This window comes from Klebsiella sp. V115_8 (assembly GCF_029967715.1).
Classification (GTDB): Bacteria; Pseudomonadota; Gammaproteobacteria; order Enterobacterales; family Enterobacteriaceae; genus Klebsiella; species Klebsiella quasipneumoniae.
This window is the reverse complement of record NZ_JASCAR010000043.1, coordinates 248,511-269,492: the sequence shown is the minus strand read 5'-3', so window position 1 is coordinate 269,492 and position 20,982 is coordinate 248,511. Positions and strand designations below refer to the sequence as shown.

At 56.1% G+C, this 20,982-nt stretch carries 20 protein-coding genes and 1 other RNA gene; 15 read left to right on the top strand and 6 right to left on the bottom strand.

The genetic code is table 11. From position 1 onward, the window contains the following. The first annotated feature begins 59 nt into the window (after nt 1-59). From ppiD to QLG03_RS20810, 3 genes are all read left to right on the top strand, one after another. On the top strand, nt 60-1,934 hold the full coding sequence (ppiD, locus tag QLG03_RS20820; protein ID WP_255988433.1) for a peptidylprolyl isomerase: 1,875 nt from the start codon (nt 60-62) through the stop codon (nt 1,932-1,934). 148 nt (nt 1,935-2,082) lie between these two features. Continuing rightward, nucleotides 2,083-2,451 carry a helix-hairpin-helix domain-containing protein gene (locus tag QLG03_RS20815; RefSeq protein WP_048296859.1) on the top strand — a complete coding sequence of 123 codons (369 nt, stop codon included), beginning with the start codon at nt 2,083-2,085 and terminating at the stop codon, nt 2,449-2,451. 111 nt (nt 2,452-2,562) lie between these two features. Continuing rightward, on the top strand, nt 2,563-2,964 hold the full coding sequence (locus QLG03_RS20810; RefSeq protein WP_023288617.1) for a YbgC/FadM family acyl-CoA thioesterase: 402 nt from the start codon (nt 2,563-2,565) through the stop codon (nt 2,962-2,964). A 128-nt stretch (nt 2,965-3,092) separates the two neighbouring features. Here the strand turns inward: QLG03_RS20810 and queC are convergent, their stop codons facing one another. Together queC and QLG03_RS20800 are read right to left on the bottom strand one after the other, a co-directional pair. Continuing rightward, the gene (gene queC, locus QLG03_RS20805) at nt 3,093-3,794 is read right to left on the bottom strand and encodes a 7-cyano-7-deazaguanine synthase QueC (protein WP_023288618.1); all 702 of its coding nucleotides are present in this window, start codon (nt 3,792-3,794) and stop codon (nt 3,093-3,095) included. A gap of 66 nt (nt 3,795-3,860) precedes the next feature. Then, nucleotides 3,861-5,558 (bottom strand): SgrR family transcriptional regulator, encoded by a 1,698-nt coding sequence (locus QLG03_RS20800; protein ID WP_048296861.1) that lies wholly within the window; start codon nt 5,556-5,558, stop codon nt 3,861-3,863. Between the two features lie 127 nt (nt 5,559-5,685). Between QLG03_RS20800 and cof the strand changes: the two genes are divergently transcribed. After that, on the top strand, nt 5,686-6,504 hold the full coding sequence (gene cof, locus QLG03_RS20795) for an HMP-PP phosphatase (protein ID WP_274578573.1): 819 nt from the start codon (nt 5,686-5,688) through the stop codon (nt 6,502-6,504). A 44-nt stretch (nt 6,505-6,548) separates the two neighbouring features. Here cof and QLG03_RS20790 read toward each other — a convergent pair whose 3' ends face one another. Beyond that, nucleotides 6,549-7,601, bottom strand: a complete 1,053-nt coding sequence (locus tag QLG03_RS20790) for a PLP-dependent cysteine synthase family protein (protein ID WP_023288621.1) — start codon at nt 7,599-7,601, stop codon at nt 6,549-6,551. Nucleotides 7,602-7,716: 115 nt separating this feature from the next. Here QLG03_RS20790 and QLG03_RS20785 point away from each other — a divergent pair, with 115 nt between their 5' ends. The 5 genes from QLG03_RS20785 to amtB all read left to right on the top strand — a co-directional run bounded on the left by QLG03_RS20785 (nt 7,717) and on the right by amtB (nt 13,664). Further along, nucleotides 7,717-8,175: an Lrp/AsnC family transcriptional regulator gene (locus QLG03_RS20785; protein WP_004204786.1), complete on the top strand. Its 459-nt coding sequence runs from the start codon at nt 7,717-7,719 to the stop codon at nt 8,173-8,175. A 43-nt stretch (nt 8,176-8,218) separates the two neighbouring features. Then, nucleotides 8,219-9,991: a SmdA family multidrug ABC transporter permease/ATP-binding protein gene (locus QLG03_RS20780; protein WP_023288622.1), complete on the top strand. Its 1,773-nt coding sequence runs from the start codon at nt 8,219-8,221 to the stop codon at nt 9,989-9,991. Continuing rightward, nucleotides 9,984-11,762, top strand: coding sequence for a SmdB family multidrug efflux ABC transporter permease/ATP-binding protein (locus tag QLG03_RS20775; RefSeq protein WP_064157825.1), 1,779 nt, complete (start codon nt 9,984-9,986; stop codon nt 11,760-11,762). Before QLG03_RS20780 ends, QLG03_RS20775 begins: the two co-directional genes overlap by 8 nt. A gap of 243 nt (nt 11,763-12,005) precedes the next feature. Continuing rightward, nucleotides 12,006-12,344: a P-II family nitrogen regulator gene (gene glnK / locus QLG03_RS20770; RefSeq protein ID WP_002891893.1), complete on the top strand. Its 339-nt coding sequence runs from the start codon at nt 12,006-12,008 to the stop codon at nt 12,342-12,344. Between the two features lie 33 nt (nt 12,345-12,377). Then, nucleotides 12,378-13,664, top strand: coding sequence for an ammonium transporter AmtB (amtB, locus tag QLG03_RS20765; protein ID WP_004204781.1), 1,287 nt, complete (start codon nt 12,378-12,380; stop codon nt 13,662-13,664). A gap of 51 nt (nt 13,665-13,715) precedes the next feature. Here the strand turns inward: amtB and tesB are convergent, their stop codons facing one another. Then, nucleotides 13,716-14,579: an acyl-CoA thioesterase II gene (gene tesB / locus QLG03_RS20760; RefSeq protein WP_023288624.1), complete on the bottom strand. Its 864-nt coding sequence runs from the start codon at nt 14,577-14,579 to the stop codon at nt 13,716-13,718. Between the two features lie 216 nt (nt 14,580-14,795). Here tesB and QLG03_RS20755 point away from each other — a divergent pair, with 216 nt between their 5' ends. Then, entirely contained in the window at nt 14,796-15,287 is a 492-nt protein-coding gene (locus QLG03_RS20755; protein ID WP_023288625.1) for a YbaY family lipoprotein, read from the top strand. 37 nt (nt 15,288-15,324) lie between these two features. On the opposite strand, the gene QLG03_RS20750 is transcribed toward QLG03_RS20755, so the two are convergent. Both QLG03_RS20750 and QLG03_RS20745 read right to left on the bottom strand, forming a co-directional pair. Beyond that, nucleotides 15,325-15,636: an MGMT family protein gene (locus tag QLG03_RS20750; RefSeq protein WP_023288626.1), complete on the bottom strand. Its 312-nt coding sequence runs from the start codon at nt 15,634-15,636 to the stop codon at nt 15,325-15,327. Between the two features lie 65 nt (nt 15,637-15,701). Then, a complete protein-coding gene (locus QLG03_RS20745) occupies nt 15,702-16,109 on the bottom strand; it encodes a hypothetical protein (RefSeq protein ID WP_017898905.1) in 408 nt (135 codons plus the stop codon). Between the two features lie 241 nt (nt 16,110-16,350). Between QLG03_RS20745 and ffs the strand changes: the two genes are divergently transcribed. The 5 genes from ffs (at nt 16,351) to QLG03_RS20720 (ending at nt 20,017) form a co-directional block, all read left to right on the top strand. Next, nucleotides 16,351-16,447, top strand: an RNA gene (gene ffs, locus QLG03_RS20740) — signal recognition particle sRNA small type. 108 nt (nt 16,448-16,555) lie between these two features. Then, a complete protein-coding gene (locus tag QLG03_RS20735; RefSeq protein ID WP_255988424.1) occupies nt 16,556-17,644 on the top strand; it encodes a site-specific integrase in 1,089 nt (362 codons plus the stop codon). 70 nt (nt 17,645-17,714) lie between these two features. Continuing rightward, nucleotides 17,715-18,533, top strand: coding sequence for an abortive infection family protein (locus QLG03_RS20730; protein ID WP_086076633.1), 819 nt, complete (start codon nt 17,715-17,717; stop codon nt 18,531-18,533). Nucleotides 18,534-18,607: 74 nt separating this feature from the next. Then, complete coding sequence (locus QLG03_RS20725) at nt 18,608-19,141, top strand: hypothetical protein (protein WP_142277009.1); 534 nt, start codon at nt 18,608-18,610, stop codon at nt 19,139-19,141. A 114-nt stretch (nt 19,142-19,255) separates the two neighbouring features. Next, nucleotides 19,256-20,017, top strand: coding sequence for an OB-fold putative lipoprotein (locus QLG03_RS20720; protein ID WP_255988421.1), 762 nt, complete (start codon nt 19,256-19,258; stop codon nt 20,015-20,017). Nucleotides 20,018-20,982 lie beyond the last annotated feature (965 nt).

The window sequence follows — 20,982 nt, the reverse complement described above, 5'->3', positions numbered from 1 at the left end:
GGCCATCACGTGCTATGCTGCGCGAGCTAAAGTCATCTACAGCGGAGCGTTGTTACACCATGATGGACAACCTACGCACGGCCGCCAACAGCGTCGTGCTCAAGATTATTTTCGGTATCATTATCGTCTCGTTCATTTTGACCGGGGTGAGTGGTTACCTGATTGGCGGTGGCAAAAACTATGCCGCAAAAGTGAATGGCCAGGAGATTGGCCGTGGGCAGTTTGAAAACGCCGTCGCCAGCGAACGTAACCGTATGCAGCAGCAGCTTGGCGATCAGTTCTCCGAGCTGGCGGCGAACGAAAACTACATGAAAACCATGCGCCAGCAGGTGCTGAACCGCCTGATCGATGAGTCGCTTCTGGATCAGTATGCCCGCGAGCTGGGCCTCAGCATCAGCGATGAGCAGGTGAAGCAGGCGATCTTCCAGACCCAGGCGTTCCAGACGAACGGTAAGTTCGACAACCAGCGTTTCAGCGGTATTGTCGCCCAGATGGGAATGACCACCGATCAGTACGCCCAGGCGCTGCGTAACCAGCTGACCACGCAGCAGCTGATTAACGCCATTGCGGGTACCGACTTCATGCTGCCGGGCGAGTCCGATCAGCTGGCGGCGCTGGTGTCTCAGCAGCGTGTCGTCCGCGAAGCGACCATCAACGTCAACGCCCTGGCGGCAAAACAGACCGCCAGCGATGAGGAAATCAACGCTTTCTGGCAGCAGAATCAGGCCCGTTTTATGGCGCCGGAGCAGTTCCGCGTGAGCTACATCAAGATGGATGCCGCCAGCATGCAGGAAAACGCCTCTGACGAAGAAATCCAGTCATGGTATGACCAGCATAAAGATCAGTTCACTCAGCCGCAGCGTAATCGCTACAGCGTGATTCAGACTAAAACTGAAGCCGACGCGAAAGCGGTGCTGGCCGAGCTGCAAAAAGGCGCTGATTTCGCCACGCTGGCAAAAGAAAAATCGACCGATATTATTTCTGCCCGCAACGGCGGCGATATGGGGTGGATGGAAGATGCCTCTACCGTGCCTGAGCTGAAAGAGGCCGGCCTGAAAGAGAAAGGCCAGCTCTCCGGGGTGATCAAATCCTCGGTTGGCTTCCTGGTGGCCCGTCTGGACGACGTCCAGCCGGCGCAGGTCAAACCGCTGGCTGACGTGCGCAATGACATTGCGGCGAAAGTGAAGCAGGAGAAAGCGCTGGATGCTTACTATGCGCTGCAGCAGAAGGTGAGCGATGCGGCCAGCAACGATAATGAATCGCTGGCGGGCGCGGCGCAGGTCGCCGGAGTGCAGGTGGTGGAAACCGGCTGGTTTGGCCGCGATAACCTGCCGGAAGAGCTGAACTTTAAACCGGTCGCTGACGCTATCTTCAACGGCGGTCTGGTCGGTGTGAACGGCGCGCCGGGCAGCAACTCTGACATCATTACCGTTGATGGCGATCGCGCTTTTGTTCTGCGTATCAGCGAGCACAAAGCCGAGGCGGTGAAACCGCTGGCCGAAGTGAAGGCGCAGGTCAGCGATATCGTTAAGCACAATAAAGCGGAACAGCAGGCGAAGCTGGATGCCGATAAGCTGCTGGCGGCGCTGAAAGACGGCAAAGGCGATGAGGCGATTAAGGCGGCTGGCCTGAGCTTTGGCGCGCCGCAGACGCTTTCCCGTACCGGCCAGGATCCGCTGAGCCAGCTGGCATTCACTCTGCCGCTGCCGCAGCAGGGCAAACCGGTCTATGGCGTTGGCAGCAACATGCAAGGCGATGTGGTGCTGGTGGCGCTGGATGAAGTGAAAGCAGGCAGCATGCCGGAAGAGCAGAAGAAGGCTATGGTTCAGGGGATTACCCAGAACAATGCCCAAATCGCTTTCGAAGCGCTGATGAGCAACCTGCGCAAGGCGGCGAAAATTAAGCTGGGCGACAGCATCGACCAGCAGCAGTAATTTCGCGTCGTTTCGCAAAAATATGCAACACCATGTAATCCTCAGGGGCCGCTTTCGCGGCCCTTTCCATTTCTGTGATTTGCCTTTTGTCGGCCATCCGCACTGACGCTATCGTAGCCTTGCTGTCTACACACAAGGAGATATCAGCATGAAATATGGAATAAAAGCACTGATGGCCGCGGGCGTTCTGGTTTTCGCGGTAGGCGCACAGGGTGCGCTGGCCGCCCCCGCCAGCGGCAAATCGGTGGTAACCAAAGAGCATGTCCCGGCGTCCTCTTCGGCGAAAGCGAAAGCGGAACCCGGCGAGGCCGACAACGGGGCGACCAAAGTCAGCATTAACCACGCCAGCGCCGAGCAGCTGGCGCAGGCTCTGAATGGCGTGGGGTTGAAAAAAGCCCAGGCGATTGTCAGCTACCGTGAGGAGTACGGGCCGTTTAAAACCCTTGATGACCTGAAGCAGGTCCCGGGGATGGGCAGTGCGCTGGTGGAGCGGAATTTAGCCCATCTGACGCTGTAAATTTTATGCCAGCGCTTGCACAGCGGTGATTTTTTGCCAGGATAAAGAGGTTGCATTAAGTGGTGTGACCTCTTACCTCACAAACAACAATAACAGAAAGGCATTGATGCTATGCAGACACAAATTAAAGTTCGCGGCTATCATCTGGACGTCTACCAGCATGTGAATAACGCACGCTACCTGGAGTTCCTTGAGGAGGCCCGCTGGGATGGCTTGGAAAATAGCCCGGCGTTTCAGTGGATGACCGAGAAAAACATCGCCTTCGTGGTGGTGAATATTAATATCAACTACCGCCGTCCGGCGGTCCTGGGCGATGTGCTGACGGTGAGCAGCAAACTGGAGCAACTCAACGGCAAAAGCGGCACGCTCAGCCAGGTGGTCACCCTCAACCCCAATGGCGAGGTGGTGGCCGATGCGCTGATCACCTTCGTCTGTATTGATTTGAAAACCCAGAAGGCGCTGCCGCTGGAAGGGGAACTGCGTGAGAAACTCGACCAGATGAACTTGCGCTGACAACCGTCGCGTGCGTGCCGGGCGGTGGCGCGCCTCGCCCCCCGGAAGGTGATGAACCCCTTGCCCCGGTATGCGTAGCGCCACCGGGGAATTTGAACTGAAGCTTCGGGCAGATACCTCTTCGGAGGCTATGCCTGTGTCAAGCCGGTTTTTTGCTTCATCACCGCCATTACCCCGACCTTATCGGCCAGATACTGGTTGAGCCCGTTAGCGCGCAGGTTGCAGGCGGCGCACTGGCCGCAGCCATCGCCCTTAATGCCGTTGTAGCAGGTGAGGGTTTCCCGGCGCACCAGATCCAGCTGACCCCAGTAGTCGGCCAGCGCCCAGGTCTCGGCTTTGTTCAGCCACATCAGCGGGGTTTCAAAGCGAATGTCTTTCGCCATCCCAAGGCTGACGGCGTGGTGCAGCGCTTTGACAAACTCATCGCGGCAGTCCGGGTAGCCGGAGAAATCGGTCTCGCACACGCCGGTGATGATAGCGTCGGCTTTTACCTGATAGGCGTAGATTGCCGTCAGGGTTAAAAACAGAATATTGCGCCCCGGGACAAAAGTATTGGGAATGCCCTCGGCATCAGGCTGATAGTCCGGTACCGGAATGTTATCGCGGGTCAGGCTGCTGACCGCCAGTTCATTGAGCAGGGTAACGTCCAGCACTTTATGCGCGACGGCGCCAAGTTTCAGGGCGAGTTCGCGCGCAACGTCGATTTCCGCGCGGTGGCGTTGGCCATAATCAAAAGTGACGCAATGCACTTCATCATACTGTTGCAGAGCCTGCACCAGACAGGTGGTTGAATCTTGTCCTCCGCTGAAGACAACTACGGCGCGTTTCATGGCAATTCCTGACTTAATGAGTAAAGGCGATATGGTAGCGCCAGACGCCCGCCACCACCAGCTCTCTCACGTCGACGCCGGCAGCCAGGCGCTGGCGAAGTCGAACCAGCCGCGGGCGTTGAGGCGCAAGCCATTGACACCCGGCGGGGCGCTGATCCGATAGTTGTATTTAAACAGCGGCGTCATGATGGCGTCTTCCATCAGGTTGTTGAATACGTTGCGCAGCGCATCGTTGCGGCTGCGGGCTTCCGGCTGCGCCTGTACCGCGTCTAATGTCGCCTGCAGATGGGCATATTGCGCCCCGGTCAGCAAATTGGGCCACAGCATATCGCAGCGCAGCCACTGCTCCAGGGCATACTCTGGCGCTTCGCCGATCAGGCGGTCGCCCATCATCAGGTCGGCCTGCCCCAGATGCTGGCAGCCCTCCCAGTTTTTGGCGTCATGAAACAGAAGCGTCAGCTCGCAGCCCAGCACAGCCAGCCGCTGTCTCAGCTGTTCGGCCATGGCGTGGAGTTCGACCGGCAGATGGTAGAGCAGCGTGAGCCTGGCCGGCAGCGGCACCGCGCTGTTTTCCGGCCCCTGCGGGATGGACCATCCCGGCAACACCTCATGGCTTGGCGTAATCAGATCCTCGTCGAGCGGCAGCGTTTCCAGCAACGATGAGCGGTGAATTATCGATACCAGCCGCTGGGCCTGCGCTTTGCTAAGCCGAGGGCTGTGACGCAGGGTCAGATAGCAGAAGCCAAGACTGATGCTGTTGCTGACCTGGCGCAGGTTATGGAGCTCTTCGCGATCGCCAATCGTGATCTGCACCGGGTGGCGGCAGCTGGTCCCGAGATCGCGATCGAAGAGCTGGGGGGTGATCCAGTACTCCACCGCCTGGATCAGCGGATGCCGCAGATGGTAGCGGGGATGGTTCTCCAGGCGGACGAGTTCCGGACTAAACCGCTTCAGGCGGAACGGTCCGCAGCCGATGGCCGGATCGTCAGGATGGGCCAGCACGCTGCAATAGCTGGCGAGGCGGAACGGCAGCCAGTAGTCAGGACGATGCAGCGTGATGGTGAGGCACTGGGCGTGAGTGACATCGATGCGGCTGATGCTGGCGAAGAGGGTCCGCAAGGCGGGCAGATCCAGCAGCAGCAGTAAGCGCTGCCGCAGCTGTGCGGTTTCCACCGCATCGCCGTTGTGCCAGCACAGCGTGGAGCGGATATAAAACTGCCAGCGCAGGCCGTCAGGGGAGACCTGCCAGTGGTGCGCCAGATCGCCGATCGGCATAGTGTCGCCTTCGTCGAAGCGCGTCAGCCCGGCATAGATCTGCCCGGCCAGATGCTGCTCGGCGCGTCCGGGCAGAAAGCCGGGGCGTAGCGGCTCCAGCGGGCGATAGTATGGAATACGCAGCGTCGGGGTATTATTTTGCCACTGACCGCCCAGAAAGGGGTGGAGCAGGGCTTTCAGCTCCACCGGGGCCAGCTGCGCCAGCTCCAGCGCGTTTTGCTGCTGACCTTTATGCAGCGCCAGCTCCATCATCTCATTGCGCAAACGTTCCGGCGTTTTGTAAAAAGAGAGCAGTCCGCGCTTGCCGCGCCCGGAGCGGGCCTGCCAGCTTAACCATCCGGCCTCTTGCGCCTGACGCAGCAGGGTACGGACATGGCGTTCGCTGCAAAAACAGCGTTCCGCCAGTTCGCCGACGGTGACCTGCTGCGGCGCCCCGGCTGAGGGTTGCCACAGCCGCTGGTACTGATTTAAACGGTGTAAGAGTCGCATAAGCGCTGTCGTCCACCGGGCCGTAATAAACCCGGAACAATTTATATTATCTATTCACTATTACTTCCGTATATCCCAGGTGATACTGCAGCACAAGCGAAGCCCATCACACATTGGGGAAAACACCATGGCAAAACTGGCAGCATTTGATATGGACGGCACCTTGCTGATGCCGGACCATCGTCTCGGAGAAAAGACGCTCACCGCGCTGAAACGGCTGCGGGAACGCGATATCACCCTGACGTTCGCCACCGGCCGCCATGCGCTGGAGATGCACCATGTGATGGGTGAGTTTTCCCTGGACGCCTTTCTGATCACGGGCAACGGGACGCGCATCCACTCGCTGGAAGGGCAGGAGCTGTACCGTCAGGATCTCAATCCCGAGGTAGCGGAAGAAGTGCTGCATAGTCGATGGGATACCCGGGCCAGCATGCACGTGTTTAATGACGGCGGTTGGTTCACCGGCCAGGCAAGGCCAGAGCTGCTGAAGGCGCATGTCTTTAGCGGGTTTCGCTATCAACTGTGCGATCCGAAACGTATGTCGGCGCATCATGTCACCAAGATCTGCTTCTGCGGCGATCATGACGATCTGCGCCGCCTGCGGATCCAACTGAATGAGGCGCTGGGCCAGCGCGCGTTTCTCTGCTTCTCGGCGATGGACTGTCTGGAAGTGCTGCCGGTTGGCTGCAATAAAGGCGCGGCGCTGGCGAGGCTGAGCCAGCACCTGGGCCTCACCCTACAGGAGTGCATGGCCTTCGGCGATGCGATGAACGATCGCGAGATGCTTCGCAGCGTCGGGCGGGGGTTCATCATGGGCAACGCGATGCCGCAGCTGAAAGCCGAGCTGCCGCATCTCCCGGTTATCGGCGACTGCCGGCATCAGGCGGTCTCCCATTTTTTAACGCATTGGCTGGATAATCCTGATCTTCCTTATTCCCCCGAATAGAGAGACCCTTCCAGCAAGCCAGATAGCATTTTATCTGGCTTTTTTTATGTTCTGCCGACCAGCCGGGCGAGCTCCGCCTGCCAGGGGGCGATATCGCCGATGTTGGCCGCCACCCACTGTGGGTTGTAATAGCTTTCCAGATAACGCTCGCCGCTGTCGCACAGCAGGGTCACGAGAGAACCCGTGCGTCCTTCCTCGCGCATCCGCGCGGCCAGCTGCAGCACCCCCCACATATTGGTCCCGGTCGAGGCGCCGACTTTTCGTCCAAGCTGCGTTTCCAGCCACAAAGCAGTGGCCACGCTCGCCGCATCCGGCACGCGCAGCATCTCATCGACAACGTCGGGAATAAATGATGGCTCGACCCGCGGGCGGCCGATGCCTTCAATTTTGCTGCCAACCGGGCTGCGCAGGCTGGCGTCGCGAGTCTGCCAGTAATCGAGGAACACCGAATTTTGCGGATCGACAACCATCAGCTGCGTCTCGTAGCCCTGGCTGCGAATATAGCGGCCAATGGTCGCTGAGGTGCCGCCGGTGCCGGCGCTCATCACGATCCACGATGGCTGCGGGTGCGGCTCATGGCTCATCTGGCGGAAAATACTGTCGGCGATATTGTTATTGCCGCGCCAGTCGGTGGCCCGCTCGGCGAAGGTAAACTGATCCATATAGTGACCGTTCAGCTCGCGTGCCAGCGTTTCGGAAGCCGCGTAGATTTCGCAGGCGTTCTGCACAAAATGGCAGCGTCCGCCGTAGAACTCGATCTGTTCGATTTTGCGTCTGGCGGTGCAGGAGGGCATCACGGCGATAAACGGCAGCCCCAGCAGGCGGGCGAAATAGGCTTCAGAAACCGCGGTCGAACCCGAAGACGATTCGATAATCGTGGTGCCTTCTTTGATCCAGCCGTTGCACAGGCCATAGAGAAACAGCGACCGCGCCAGACGGTGTTTGAGGCTACCGGTCGGATGCGTACTTTCATCCTTCAGATAAATCGGGATCCCGGGAAAACCAGGCAGCGCCAGGCGAATCAGGTGTGTATCGGCGGAACGCTGATAGTCGGCGTTAATTTCACTAATGGCGTGTTTTACCCAGGCGCTATTCATCTCGGATTCCTGTTTGTCATTTTGTGCCCAGCTTAGCGGATTGTGCGGGAAAAATTGTTGCTATTTAGCCTTTCAATTACAATTGCGGGAGTAAATTATTCTCTCTGGTGGCCTTATGTTAGATAAAATTGACCGTAAGCTGCTGGCGCTGCTGCAGGAAGATTGCACCCTCTCTTTGCAGGCGCTGGCTGATGCCGTTAATCTGACCACGACCCCTTGCTGGAAACGCCTGAAACGACTCGAGGATGAGGGTATTCTCCGCGGGCGCGTCGCCTTACTGGATGCGGAAAAGGTGGGGCTGGGGCTGACGGCGTTTGTCCTGATCAAGACCCAACATCACAGCAGCGACTGGTATTGCCATTTTGTGAGCGAAGTGACGCAGATGGCTGAAGTGCTCGGCTTCTGGCGGATGGCGGGGGAGTATGACTATTTGCTGCGGGTGCAGGTGGCCGATATGAAGCGCTATGACGACTTTTATAAACGTTTGGTGAACAGCGTGCCGGGGCTGTCGGATGTCACTTCGAGTTTTGCCATGGAACAGATAAAATACACCACCGCCTTGCCTGTCGAATAACGGTATTGCGCCGTAACCCATAACAAAATCAGGATCTTACTGCTTGCGATTATTTGCACAACTCAGCTGGTATTTCCGCCGGGAGTGGCGCCGCTATCTTGGCGCCATTGCCCTGCTGGCCATTATTGCCGTCCTGCAGCTTGTTCCGCCGAAGGTGGTGGGCATTGTGGTCGACGGCGTGACGCAACAACATTACACCGCGGAGAAGGTGTGGATGTGGATCGGCGCGCTGGTGCTGATCGCGGTGATGGTTTACCTGCTGCGCTATGTCTGGCGCGTGCTGCTGTTCGGCGCCTCTTACCAGCTGGCGGTTGAACTGCGGGAAGATTTTTACCGGCAGCTGAGCCGCCAGCATCCGGCGTTCTATTTGCGCCATCGCACCGGGGATCTGATCGCCCGCGCTACCAACGACGTGGACCGGGTGGTGTTTGCCGCCGGTGAAGGGGTGTTAACCCTGGTGGATTCCCTGGTGATGGGCTGTGCGGTGTTGATTGTGATGTCGACGCAGATTAGCTGGCAGCTCACCCTGCTGGCGCTGCTGCCGATGCCGCTGATGGCCCTGGCGATCAAACGCAACGGCGATGCCCTTCACGAACGTTTTCGCGTTGCCCAGGCGGCCTTTTCCAGCCTCAACGATCGCACGCAGGAGAGCCTGACCAGCATCCGCATGATTAAGGCGTTCGGGCTGGAGGATCGCCAGTCGGCGCAGTTTGCCGCCGATGCGGCCGATACCGGAGCGAAAAATATGCGCGTGGCGCGCATTGACGCTCGCTTCGACCCTACTATCTATATCGCCATCGGGGCGGCGAATCTGCTGGCCATCGGCGGCGGCAGCTGGATGGTGATCCACGGTAGCCTGACGCTGGGTCAGCTCACCAGCTTTGTGATGTACCTTGGTCTGATGATCTGGCCGATGCTGGCGCTGGCGTGGATGTTTAACATCGTGGAGCGCGGTAGCGCGGCCTATGGTCGTATTCGCACCATGCTCGAAGAGGCGCCGGCGGTGGACGACGGGACCGAGACGGTACCGGCTGGCCGCGGCGTCCTGCAGGTCGCTATCCGCGATTTCATCTATCCGCAGGCGAGCAAGCCTTCGCTGGAACAGGTTAATTTTACCCTGCAGCCGGGGCAAATGCTGGGCATCTGCGGGCCGACGGGCGCTGGCAAAAGCACCATTCTGGCCCTGCTGCAGCGCCATTTTGACGTCACCAGCGGCGAGATCCGCTTTCACGATCTGCCGCTACCGCGTCTGCAGCTCGACAGCTGGCGCGAACGGCTGGCGGTGGTCAATCAGACGCCGTTTTTATTCTCCGATACCGTCGCCAATAATATCGCGCTGGGAAAACCGGACGCGACGCCGGAACAGATTGAGCGGGTGGCGCGGCTGGCCAGCGTGCATGACGACATTCTGCGTCTGCCCCAGGGGTACGATACCGAAGTGGGCGAGCGCGGCGTGATGCTCTCCGGCGGCCAGAAACAGCGCATCTCGATTGCCCGCGCTCTGCTGCTGGAGGCCGAAATTCTGATCCTTGATGATGCTTTATCCGCGGTGGATGGCCGCACCGAACACCAGATCCTGCATAACCTGCGCCAGTGGGGAGAGGGGCGGACGGTTATCATCAGCGCCCACCGCCTGTCGGCGCTGACTGAGGCCAGCGAAATCCTGGTGCTGCAGCATGGGCATGTCGCCCAGCGCGGCCGCCATGAGGCGCTGGCGGTGCAGCCCGGCTGGTACCGCGACATGTATCGGTATCAGCAGCTGGAAGCCGCGCTCGACGAGGTTCCCCAGGAGCAAGAGGAGGCCCTGGATGCGTAGCTTTACCGAACTCTGGCCGACGCTTAGACGCCTGCTGGCCTATGGTTCACCGTGGCGTAAGCCGCTGGCCATCGCGGTGGCGATGATGTGGATCGCGGCGGCGGCGGAGGTGAGCGGCCCGCTGCTTATCAGCTATTTCATCGACAATATGGTGGCGAAACAGACTCTGCCGCTGAAGCTGGTGGCAGGCCTGGCGGCAGCCTATATCGGTCTGCAGCTGCTGGCGGCGCTACTGCATTATAACCAGTCGCTGCTGTTTAACCGCGCCGCGGTCGGCGTGGTCCAGCAGTTACGCAGCGATGTGATGGATGCCGCCCTGCATCAGCCGCTCAGCGAGTTTGATACTCAGCCGGTCGGGCAGCTGATCTCACGCGTGACCAACGATACCGAAGTCATTCGTGACCTGTATGTGACGGTAGTGGCGACGGTGCTCCGCAGCGCGGCGCTGATTGGCGCGATGCTGGTGGCGATGTTTAGCCTCGACTGGCGGATGGCGCTGGTGGCGATCGCGATTTTCCCGGCGGTGCTGATCGTGATGATCATTTATCAGCGCTATAGCACGCCGATCGTGCGCCGGGTGCGCGCCTGGCTTGCCGACATCAACGATGGCTTTAACGAAGTGATCAACGGCATGGGGGTCATCCAGCAGTTCCGCCAGCAGGCGCGCTTTGGCGAACGGATGCGCGAGGCCAGCTACGCCCACTACCTGGCGCGGATGCAGACGCTGCGCCTGGACGGTTTTCTGCTGCGTCCGCTGCTGAGCCTCTTTTCCTCGCTGGTGCTGTGCGGGCTGCTGATGCTGTTCGGCTTTAGCGCGGCGGGCACGATTGAGGTCGGGGTGCTGTACGCGTTTATCAGCTATCTCGGACGCCTCAACGAGCCGCTCATTGAGCTGACCACCCAGCAGTCGATGCTGCAGCAGGCGGTGGTCGCCGGCGAACGCGTTTTCGAACTGATGGACCGTCCGCGCCAGGCGTGGGGCGCCGATGACGCGCCGCTGAGCAGCGGTCGGGTGGAAATCGACCATCTCTCCTTTGCCTACCGCGGGGATCGTCTGGTCCTCCAGGATATCACGCTGGATATACCGTCCCGCAGTTTTGTGGCGCTGGTCGGGCATACCGGCAGTGGGAAGAGTACCCTCGCCAGTCTGATGATGGGCTATTACCCGTTAACCCACGGGGAGATCCGCATCGATGGCCGGCCGCTCTCTTCTCTCAGCCACAGCGCGTTGCGTCGGGGCATCGCGATGGTGCAACAGGATCCGGTGGTGCTGGCGGATACCTTCTACGCCAACGTCGCGCTGGGCCGGGACATCAGCGAAACACAGGTCTGGGAAGCGCTGGAGGCGGTGCAGCTGGCGGCGGTGGCGCGCAGCATGAGCGACGGCCTGTACACCCAGCTGGGCGAGCAGGGCAATAATCTCTCCGTCGGACAGAAGCAGCTGCTGGCGCTGGCGCGCGTGCTGGTGGAGACCCCGCAGGTTCTGATTCTGGATGAGGCGACGGCGAACATCGACTCCGGCACCGAGCAGGCGATCCAGCAGGCGCTGGCGAAGGTTCGCCAGCATACCACTCTGGTGGTCATTGCCCATCGCCTGTCGACCATCGTTGAGGCGGATACCATTCTGGTCCTGCATCGCGGTCAGGCCGTCGAGCGGGGCAACCATCAGCAACTGCTGGCGGCGAAAGGCCGCTACTGGCAGATGTATCAGCTACAGCTGGCTGGTGAAGAGCTGGCGGCCAGCGCCAGAGAAGAGTCGCTCAGCGCCTGATGCACCACCAGTAGGCAGCGAAGGCGGGTCGGCCTGTCGTGGTGCAAAAACGTTACATCAAATGCACCGCCGTGGTGCATTTTTGCTCGTTAAACGCCTTTACGCAGGCTAATGCCTGACCTCTCGCCTGTTTTTTGCCATCAAAGGGCCGCTCAGCGGCCTTTTTTCATTTCTGGCATAGCCCTTGCTTTATATCCATCGTGTTAGCTGCGGCCATTACCGAATACTGACTGGAGGGGACTTATGAAGCTGGTTACCGTGGTAATCAAACCATTCAAACTGGAAGACGTGCGTGAAGCCTTGTCTTCCATCGGCATTCAGGGCCTGACGGTCACTGAAGTCAAAGGATTTGGCCGTCAGAAAGGTCATGCGGAGCTCTACCGCGGCGCCGAGTATAGCGTCAACTTTCTGCCAAAAGTGAAGATTGATGTGGCGATCGCCGACGATCAGCTGGATGAAGTTATCGATGTCATCAGCAAAGCGGCTTACACCGGAAAAATTGGCGACGGCAAAATTTTTGTCGCTGAATTGCAGCGCGTCATTCGCATCCGTACCGGCGAAGCTGACGAAGCGGCACTGTAATTTCCAGACCACACAGTGATGGGGAACGAAACAATGAAAATGGCAACAATGAAATCGGGTCTGGGGGCGTTAGCCCTTCTTCCGGGGCTGGCGATGGCCGCGCCTGCGGTGGCGGACAAAGCCGATAATGCGTTTATGATGATTTGCACCGCGCTGGTTCTGTTTATGACTATCCCGGGGATTGCGCTGTTTTACGGCGGGCTGATCCGCGGTAAGAACGTTCTTTCCATGCTGACGCAGGTGATTGTCACCTTTGGCCTCGTCTGCGTACTGTGGGTCATTTATGGCTATACCCTGGCCTTCGGCACCGGCGGCAGCTTCTTCGGCAGCTTTGACTGGGTAATGCTGAAAAATATTGAACTGAAAGCGCTGATGGGCACCTTCTATCAGTATATCCACGTCGCCTTCCAGGGCTCGTTCGCCTGCATCACCGTCGGGCTGATCGTCGGCGCGCTGGCTGAACGTATCCGTTTCTCCGCGGTGCTGATTTTCGTGGTGGTGTGGATGACGCTCTCCTACGTGCCGATTGCGCATATGGTCTGGGGCGGCGGTCTGCTGGCGACCCATGGCGCGCTGGATTTCGCCGGCGGCACCGTTGTGCACATCAACGCCGCGGTCGCCGGGCTGGTGGGCGCCTATATGATGGGCAAACGCGTGGGCTTCGGCAAAGAAGCGTTCAAACCGCATAACCTGCCGATGGTGTTCACCGGCACCGCTATCCTCTATGTGGGCTGGTTCGGCTTCAACGCCGGCTCTGCCAGCGCAGCGAATGAAATCGCGGCCCTGGCGTTCGTTAACACCGTCGTGGCGACCGCCGCGGCTATCCTGGCGTGGACCTTTGGCGAATGGGCTCTGCGCGGCAAACCTTCACTGCTGGGCGCCTGCTCCGGGGCAATTGCCGGTCTGGTTGGCGTTACGCCGGCGTGTGGTTATATCGGTGTCGGCGGCGCGCTGATCGTCGGTATCGCCTCTGGCCTGGCGGGTATCTGGGGCGTGACTGCGCTGAAACGCTGGCTGCGTGTGGATGACCCTTGCGACGTCTTCGGCGTCCACGGCGTCTGCGGCATCGTCGGCTGCATCCTGACCGGTATCTTCGCGGCGACGTCTCTGGGCGGCGTCGGTTATGCGGAAGGCGTCACCATGGGCCATCAGCTGCTGGTGCAGCTGGAAAGTATCGGCATTACCGTGGTCTGGTCCGGCGTCGTCGCTTTCATCGGCTACAAAGTGGCGGATATGACCGTAGGGCTGCGCGTACCGGAAGAGCAGGAGCGCGAAGGGCTGGACGTCAACAGCCATGGCGAAAACGCCTACAACGCCTGACAGAAAACCCTTCTCCATGTAGCAAAAAGCCTCCCGTCAGGGAGGCTTTTTTTATGCGTTGCGGTTGCGCATCACCCCTTCCTGGACCGTTGAGGCAACCAGCGTGCCATCCTGCGTGTAAAACTCGCCGCGAACGAAGCCGCGGGCGCTGGAGGCCGAGGTGCTTTCAACGCTGTACAGCAGCCACTCATTGATATTAAACGGCCGATGGAACCACATTGAGTGGTCGATGGTGGCGACCTGCATGCCGGGCTCAAGGAAACCAACGCCGTGCGGCTGCAGCGCCACCGGCAGGAAGTTAAAGTCCGAGGCATAGCCCAGCAGATACTGATGAATGCGCAGATCGTCGGGAACGGCGCCGTTGGCGCGCAGCCAGACCTGGCGCGCCGGCTCGGCGATATGGCCTTTCATTGGGTTATGAAATTCCACCGGGCGGATCTCCAGCGGCTTATCGCAGAGGAATTTGTCTTTCACCTGCGGCGGCAGGAGATGCGCCAGCTTGCGGGCGATGTCGGTTTCCGAAGGCAGTCCGTCAGGGGAGGGGGCGGCCGGCATCGCTTTCTGATGCTCATAGCCGTGCTCTGGCGCCTGGAAGGAGGCGGTCATATAGAAGATCGGCTTCCCGTTCTGGATGGCGGCGACCCGGCGGGCGCTAAAGCTGTTGCCGTCGCGCAGGACCTCCACATCGTAGACGATCGGTTTTTGACTGTCGCCGGGGCGCAGAAAGTAGCTGTGAAACGAATGCACCAGACGTTCAACGGGCACGGTCTCTTTTGCGGCATACAGCGCCTGGCCCACCACCTGGCCGCCAAAAACCTGGCGCAATCCCAGGTCTTCGCTCTGTCCACGGAACAACCCTTCCTCAATTTTTTCCAGATCTAATAATGCCAGCAGGTTAGAGAGTGCCTGACTCATACTTATCCTCAATTAACAATGGCGGCGCCGTGCGCGTAATGTGGCAAAGTATAACCTGGAATCGCAAGTGGTCCGATGGGTGTAATAATCTGAATAACAACCGGTCAACAGGAAGAAATCTGAGATCTGTGCCACACTTATTGACGACACGAAAGTTCCTGCCGGCGAAGCGGCGGAACATCCTCCTGGGTATAAAGGGATGATAAGGAGAACATCATGAAATTTGCCTATATGTTTAGTGCCTTAGCCGTCGCCGCGACGCTGACCGCCTGTGCTAATCACCACTCCACCAGTTCTTCCGCTCAGGCAGCCGCACCCGACCCTTACGGTATTGCGACGCTGAGCGTGGCGCAGCAGCAGCCGAGCGTCACGGGGACGATTAATATCCGCCAGAGAATCGCATTACCGCCGGATGCGGTGCTGACGGTGACCCTGTCGGATGCTTCTCTGGCAGATGCGCCAGCCCGCGTATTGTCGCAAAAAGCGGTGCGTACCGAAGGCAAGCAGGCGCCATTTAACTTTGCCCTGCCTTACAACCCGGCAGATATTCAACCGAACGCCCGCATTCTGTTGAGCGCAGCGATTACGGTTAATGGCCAGCTGATGTTCATTACCGATACCGTGCAGACGGTGATCAATCAGGGGGGCACCCATGCCGACCTGACGCTGGTTCCGGTTCAGCAGACCGCCGTACCTGTCGCACAGTAAGCTCGATGAGCCCCCGGATGGGGGCTTTTTTTTGTCTTCAGTAAACCCAGCGATAGTGCTGGAGATCGATATGGCCGCTGCCGGAGACCTGTACCCCTTCGGCCAGCAATGCCTGACGCTGCCGCTGCAGATCGGGGCCGGTGAGGGAGATATCGCCATGGCGATTGACCACCCGATGCCAGGGCAGAGTGGACCCTTCCGGCAGACGCTTCAGCACACCGCCCACCTGGCGCGCCGCGCGCGGAGAACCGGCCAGCCTGGCGACATCGCCATAGGTCGTGACATACCCTTCCGGTATTGACGCCACAATGTGCCAGACACGTTGGGGAAATGTATCGAGCGGATCCATATTCAGTCCTGTTACCCGAAAAACGCCAGCATAAGCGCTGATCTGCAGGCTGTACAGCCTGCAGATCAGGCGGGCTGTTCGACGGTGAACGTCAGGGCCAGGCCGAGGATCTGCATGCCATGGACATTGTCGGAAGGTGAACTGGCGATGAGGCTCTCCAGGAATTTTAACCGCTGCGAGGTGGCGTTGATGATCAGCTTCGCGCGCAGGCCCGGCATGGTCAGCGACGAGATGGGGTAGACCACCCGACCGCTGATGTAGACCGGTAGCTTGCGCAGTTCCACCTGACGCAGCACGCCGACGGTGGAATAGAGCAGCGCCAGCGGCGTGACCGCCCGCACCGGCGCCTGACTGATAGTCACGAAGTCGAGCATTTTTTCAGGGCGCAGATAATTCACCCCCTGAAAGGCGATGGTCATCCCTTCAATGGCGGGCAAAGGCAGAGTGATGGTCTGTGGTGATGAGTCAGTCATTCGATTACCGTAGAGACAATGCGCTGATGATAAAAGAGAACATAAGGTGGATAAGTATGGTGGATATCCCGGCAGTGTGCTGAGCGCACGCTCTCACTCTCACAGATTGAGCGTGAGTGACTGGTTTTATTCGCGTTATTGCGCAATAAACCAGCAGGCAGTCGGGGCGCGCTTGCAATTCACCAGGTCAGCAGGGATAATGCGCCAGCGCGTTGGGTAACAACGCTCTCAATGGGGGCTCTGTTGGTTCTCCCGCAACGCTACTCTGTTTACCAGGTCAGGTCCGGAAGGAAGCAGCCAGAGCAGACGACGTGTGTGCCGGGATGTAGCTGGCAGGGCCCCCACCCATTTCTGCTAAGTGCATGATATCCATCATGTAACCCTCTGTTTTCGTGCATTGAAACGGCGGTGATACAACTTTCGTGTATCACTTAGGACGCTAATCAATGTCGCATCTGATGCTTTCCCGTCACGGGATCTGGTACTACCGTAGGGTCTACCTGACACCTCGGAAACGCCGTGAAATTCGTATTTCTCTTCGCACACGTTCCAAGCGTGAAGCTTTGCTCCGTGTGGAGAAATATCTCACCTCACAACCTTTCCACTGTGTTCCGCAGTCCATCCCGGCACACACTGCAACCCCGTCTGCTTCCTTCCAACAACCACAACAGAAAAAGCCTTTCAAGAGCCTGAAGAGCGAGCTTGATAAGTACACCAAGGCTAAAACAGGAGAGGTTGGTGAACGGGAAATACTGACGATCAATAGGTGCGTAAATGCATATCTGAATTCTACAAAAGAGCCTTTCAGCAAACGAAGCGCGGCGGCGTTTGTTGATGGCCTTGAAGGTTCAGCATCCACCAGAAACCGTTACATCAAAAAGAACTCGGCGTTTTTCAAATGGCTTGCAACTCGCACGGATGATGAGATTCGAAACCCATTTGAGGGGATGGGTGTTAAGGAAATAACCGCACCAATGGATCGCCGTCCAGCATACACGCTCAACGATCTGAAACGATTGCACATTGCTTTACATGGCGTGAAGGATTGGAAACGGTGGATCATTCTGATTGGTCGCTATTCGGGGATGAGGCAGAATGAGATCTGCCAGCTTTACCACAATGACGTGATGAAAGTTGACGGAGTTTGGTGCTTCCGTGTTGATAACTTGAATCCGAATCAGACGCTTAAAACGGACAGTTCGCGCCGATTCGTTCCGATCAATTCGCAACTGCTGACACTTGGTCTACTTGATTTTATCAAAGAAAGAAAAGGCCATCTGTTCCCTGAGCTAACATTGCATCTTGGGAGCTATGGTCACTATTTCAGCCGTTGGTTTACGAGGTTCAGAGGCAAGCATAGCCTGCCTGAATATCATTCACTGCGCCACTATGCCGCCACAACATTTAAACAGAATGGCTTCCCTGAACAGTTCGCTTCGCAGGTGCTCGGACACTCGAACGCAACGATCACGTACAACCGATACGGGAAGGGCGTTGTTGTCTCGCGATTGGTTGATTTGGTGGAGTATCTATGATGGTTGTGCTGGTAGCTTAGTGGGGATAAAGTCATTATCGATATAGGGCTGGAATAATAAGGGATTAATTATGAAATTTGTTCTTACCGAGATCATCCTGGTTGCAATAGCTCGTCTTGTTGGAGATGCACAGGCGGATGCCCCTAGGTCACCTTCTCATTCAGATTTGAGTTATGCTTTTGAAAGACATTGCTTATCACATGTTGATCCAAAAAATCAGCAAGTTGTAGGCAAGACTAAACGTGTTCGTGCTGTCCTCTCTTGGGCATTGGATAACGATCCTGAAGCTGGATATAAACTGGCATTGACGCTTTTGCAGGATGTTAAAGTAGCTGGAGGTTTTAGACCAGAGTCGACCAACTATGCGGGACGCGATGCCATCCAAGGGGCAATTGAAGCCTTTAGAGAACAAGGTCTAATTTTGACAGAAGAGGGCTCTTTAGTTCGTCAAAGTATTGAAGGTCTTCGAGGGCGTGAATTAACTGAAGCATTGAGAAAATATGCTGATAGAGCGAGGCGCGGTGCTGAAGATGCTGCACTTCTCTCTGGAACCAGTAAGGATCTTTTGGAAGCAACAGCAGCACATGTTATCACCCAAAAATTTGGGACCTATCCTCAACAAGCTAATTTTCCTGCCTTGCTTGGACAGGCATTCATCGCTCTTGGATTAGCCACTCCAGAAGATAAGATCGAAAATCTTGAAGCTCCTCATCGTACAATGGAGCGGGGGATGTTTAACACTGCCATTGGTATCAATAAATTGAGAAATAAGCAGGGAACGGGACATGGTAGGCCTTGGCTACCAACAATAAAAGAAAGTGAGGCAAAAGCTGCCATTGAGATGGCAGGGGTTATATCTAGCTATATGATTGATAAACTTGGTAATTAATACTAATGCCATTATTCAGTGCTTGGTTATTATGCGTACCAAATAAAATCACTAAAAAAATAGGGGGTAAAGGCATGGATGTTGAAAAGGCACAAGCGATTGAAAACAGTATGATGTGCTTAACGATATTTTCACGATCCATCCACACGTTTTTCGCTCTGGCTAACGTTCTAGAACACCTGGATCGTGGGACTGGTGATTTATTCCCGTTCAGGGGAGTTTGCAATGCCTTGATTGGTGATGCGGCGATACACTGGTGCAAAGTTTTTGGATCTGATGCTGAGGCTACTCACTGGAAATGTGTAATCGATGATCACGATGGGTTTCGAAAGTTTTTATTCGATGAACTGCGAACGACGCCAACCGAATTTCATGCTTATTGGAAGAAAATGACTGAATTCAGAAGCAATGTCATCGCGCATTTTAACGCTGAACATTTTTCGAACGGTTCAACACCTGAGTTTGATACGGCGATTGCAGCAGCAGCAACGGCGCATAAATACATGTACCGAACCTTCCCTCCAAATGTGAATTACGTCGGGCCTATGGATTTAGTCAGTTATGGTAAAACAGCGTCTGCAGCAGTAATGAATCGGATTTTATTTTAAGGAAACTTGATCAATTTTAACGATCGATTTAATAATTTCGATCTATTAAAGTAATTAATGGCATTGAGACACCTGCCGATGGTGTGCTTAATCTATTCAGCTATGGAGGCTGTTTTGAAAAAGATTCTTGCATTACCTCTTATGTTCTTTTCCTTCTCCTCCTCCTCCTCCTTCTCTGAAGGCGTTCCGTCTACAGATGTACAACCATACCCTGAGTATCTGGCGGCCTATATCAAAACGTTGATTACTGTTGGATGTGAACAAACATTGAAAGGCGGTTCTGATGACGTATTGATCAAACGGGCAACGAAGGGTATGAAGAAGGACACGGCGAGTTACGATATTGTACACAATGCTATCGTTTTGGGGGCTGGTTTCGGTAACGGACTGAAGGAAAAAGGTAAACTTATCACCAAAGAAAAAATCGCGATTGATAGTTGTGGTGGTGCAGCGGCCTATACCATGATGCAAAAAGAATTTATAAAAACGGTCGTTACTAGTATGACTAATCCGGAACAATCGCAGGTTGCCGATAGTAAACCCAAAGTGCCGGCTTCTGATGATGGAATTTACCGTACAACGGCAAAAGCTCTGGCTGAATTGTACAGCGCTAATGAAGTTGCAGCGGATGATAAGATTGATGGTCGTAACGTCGAAATCACCGGAACTGTTCAGGATATAACAAAAAATTTCGCGAACAATGTCGTTCTTAAACTTGAAAGCGATAATCGGTTCATGCCTGTCAGCTTGAGCATGGAAGACACGGAGAAGTCGAAAGCGTCAAAATTGAAGAAGGGGCAGAAGATCACCATTACGTGCGAAAAGATGCAGTTATTCATTGGTGCGCCATCGGGTCGCAACTGCACGTTTAACTAATTGGTTTCACCGTCTGCCGGGTAAAATTCCCGGCAACTCATCCCATCCCCCGCCGTGGCGGTTCTGATGATATTTTTTCCACAAAATCCTATAGTTAAAAATATCTTGGCTCTGTTGGACCGCTGCTAGACCGCCAGCCCAAACCCACCGCAAAAAACCAGAGTGTTCACAAAATATCCTACAGCCGACACTCCCAGCAATGCACTTGACTACTTCATCCCATAGGCCATCACAACAGGGAAAACTATCCACAACAAAGTATTTTACTGTTCGTTTTTTTGGTCTATTTAACATAATGGTTCTTATAACTACTTGACTGGAATAGTCAGGTATTGCTTTTCGGAGCGTTGATGCGAAGCGGGGTACACGACAGCGATTTCATCAACAGAAGGAAAGCATTCGGGAGGATTTGAGGTGAGTTCTCTTGTTCAATCATTTGGGATGAGTTTGGATGGTCGCCACACAATTTCAGGTTTCAGTCCTTTTAAGCTGCCAGAGCATCAAACGCAATAAAAGCACATTTTTCTATTTGCCAGCAGACACAGGGCTACTACGGCGACGTTACCACAGCGGGCTGAAGGTCCGCCATCACCAACCGAAATTTTCCCGTCCCAGCGGTCACGGATGCGTACTATTTCCACACAATCATAAACAGCCAGCCATTGCGAGATACTTCAATGTTCCTCGTAGCACTTTTTTACAGAGGATGAATGATTACGGCTGGGAGTCGGCATTAGCTCATTATGAGCAGCAGCGAAAGACAAAACTGAAAACATAAGAGCCGGGTTAAGCCCGGCTTTTTTGTGTCTGTCGCATGAGAAAACGGCTTGTCAGTGTCTCCTTTTGGTGCTACAAAGTGTTTGGTTCACCGTTTTTTGTCCATTTAAATACAATGGGTTACGTAGAAATCCTTAACTGGCAGGGCCCCCACCCATTTCGCCCTCATGATATATCCCTTATATTTG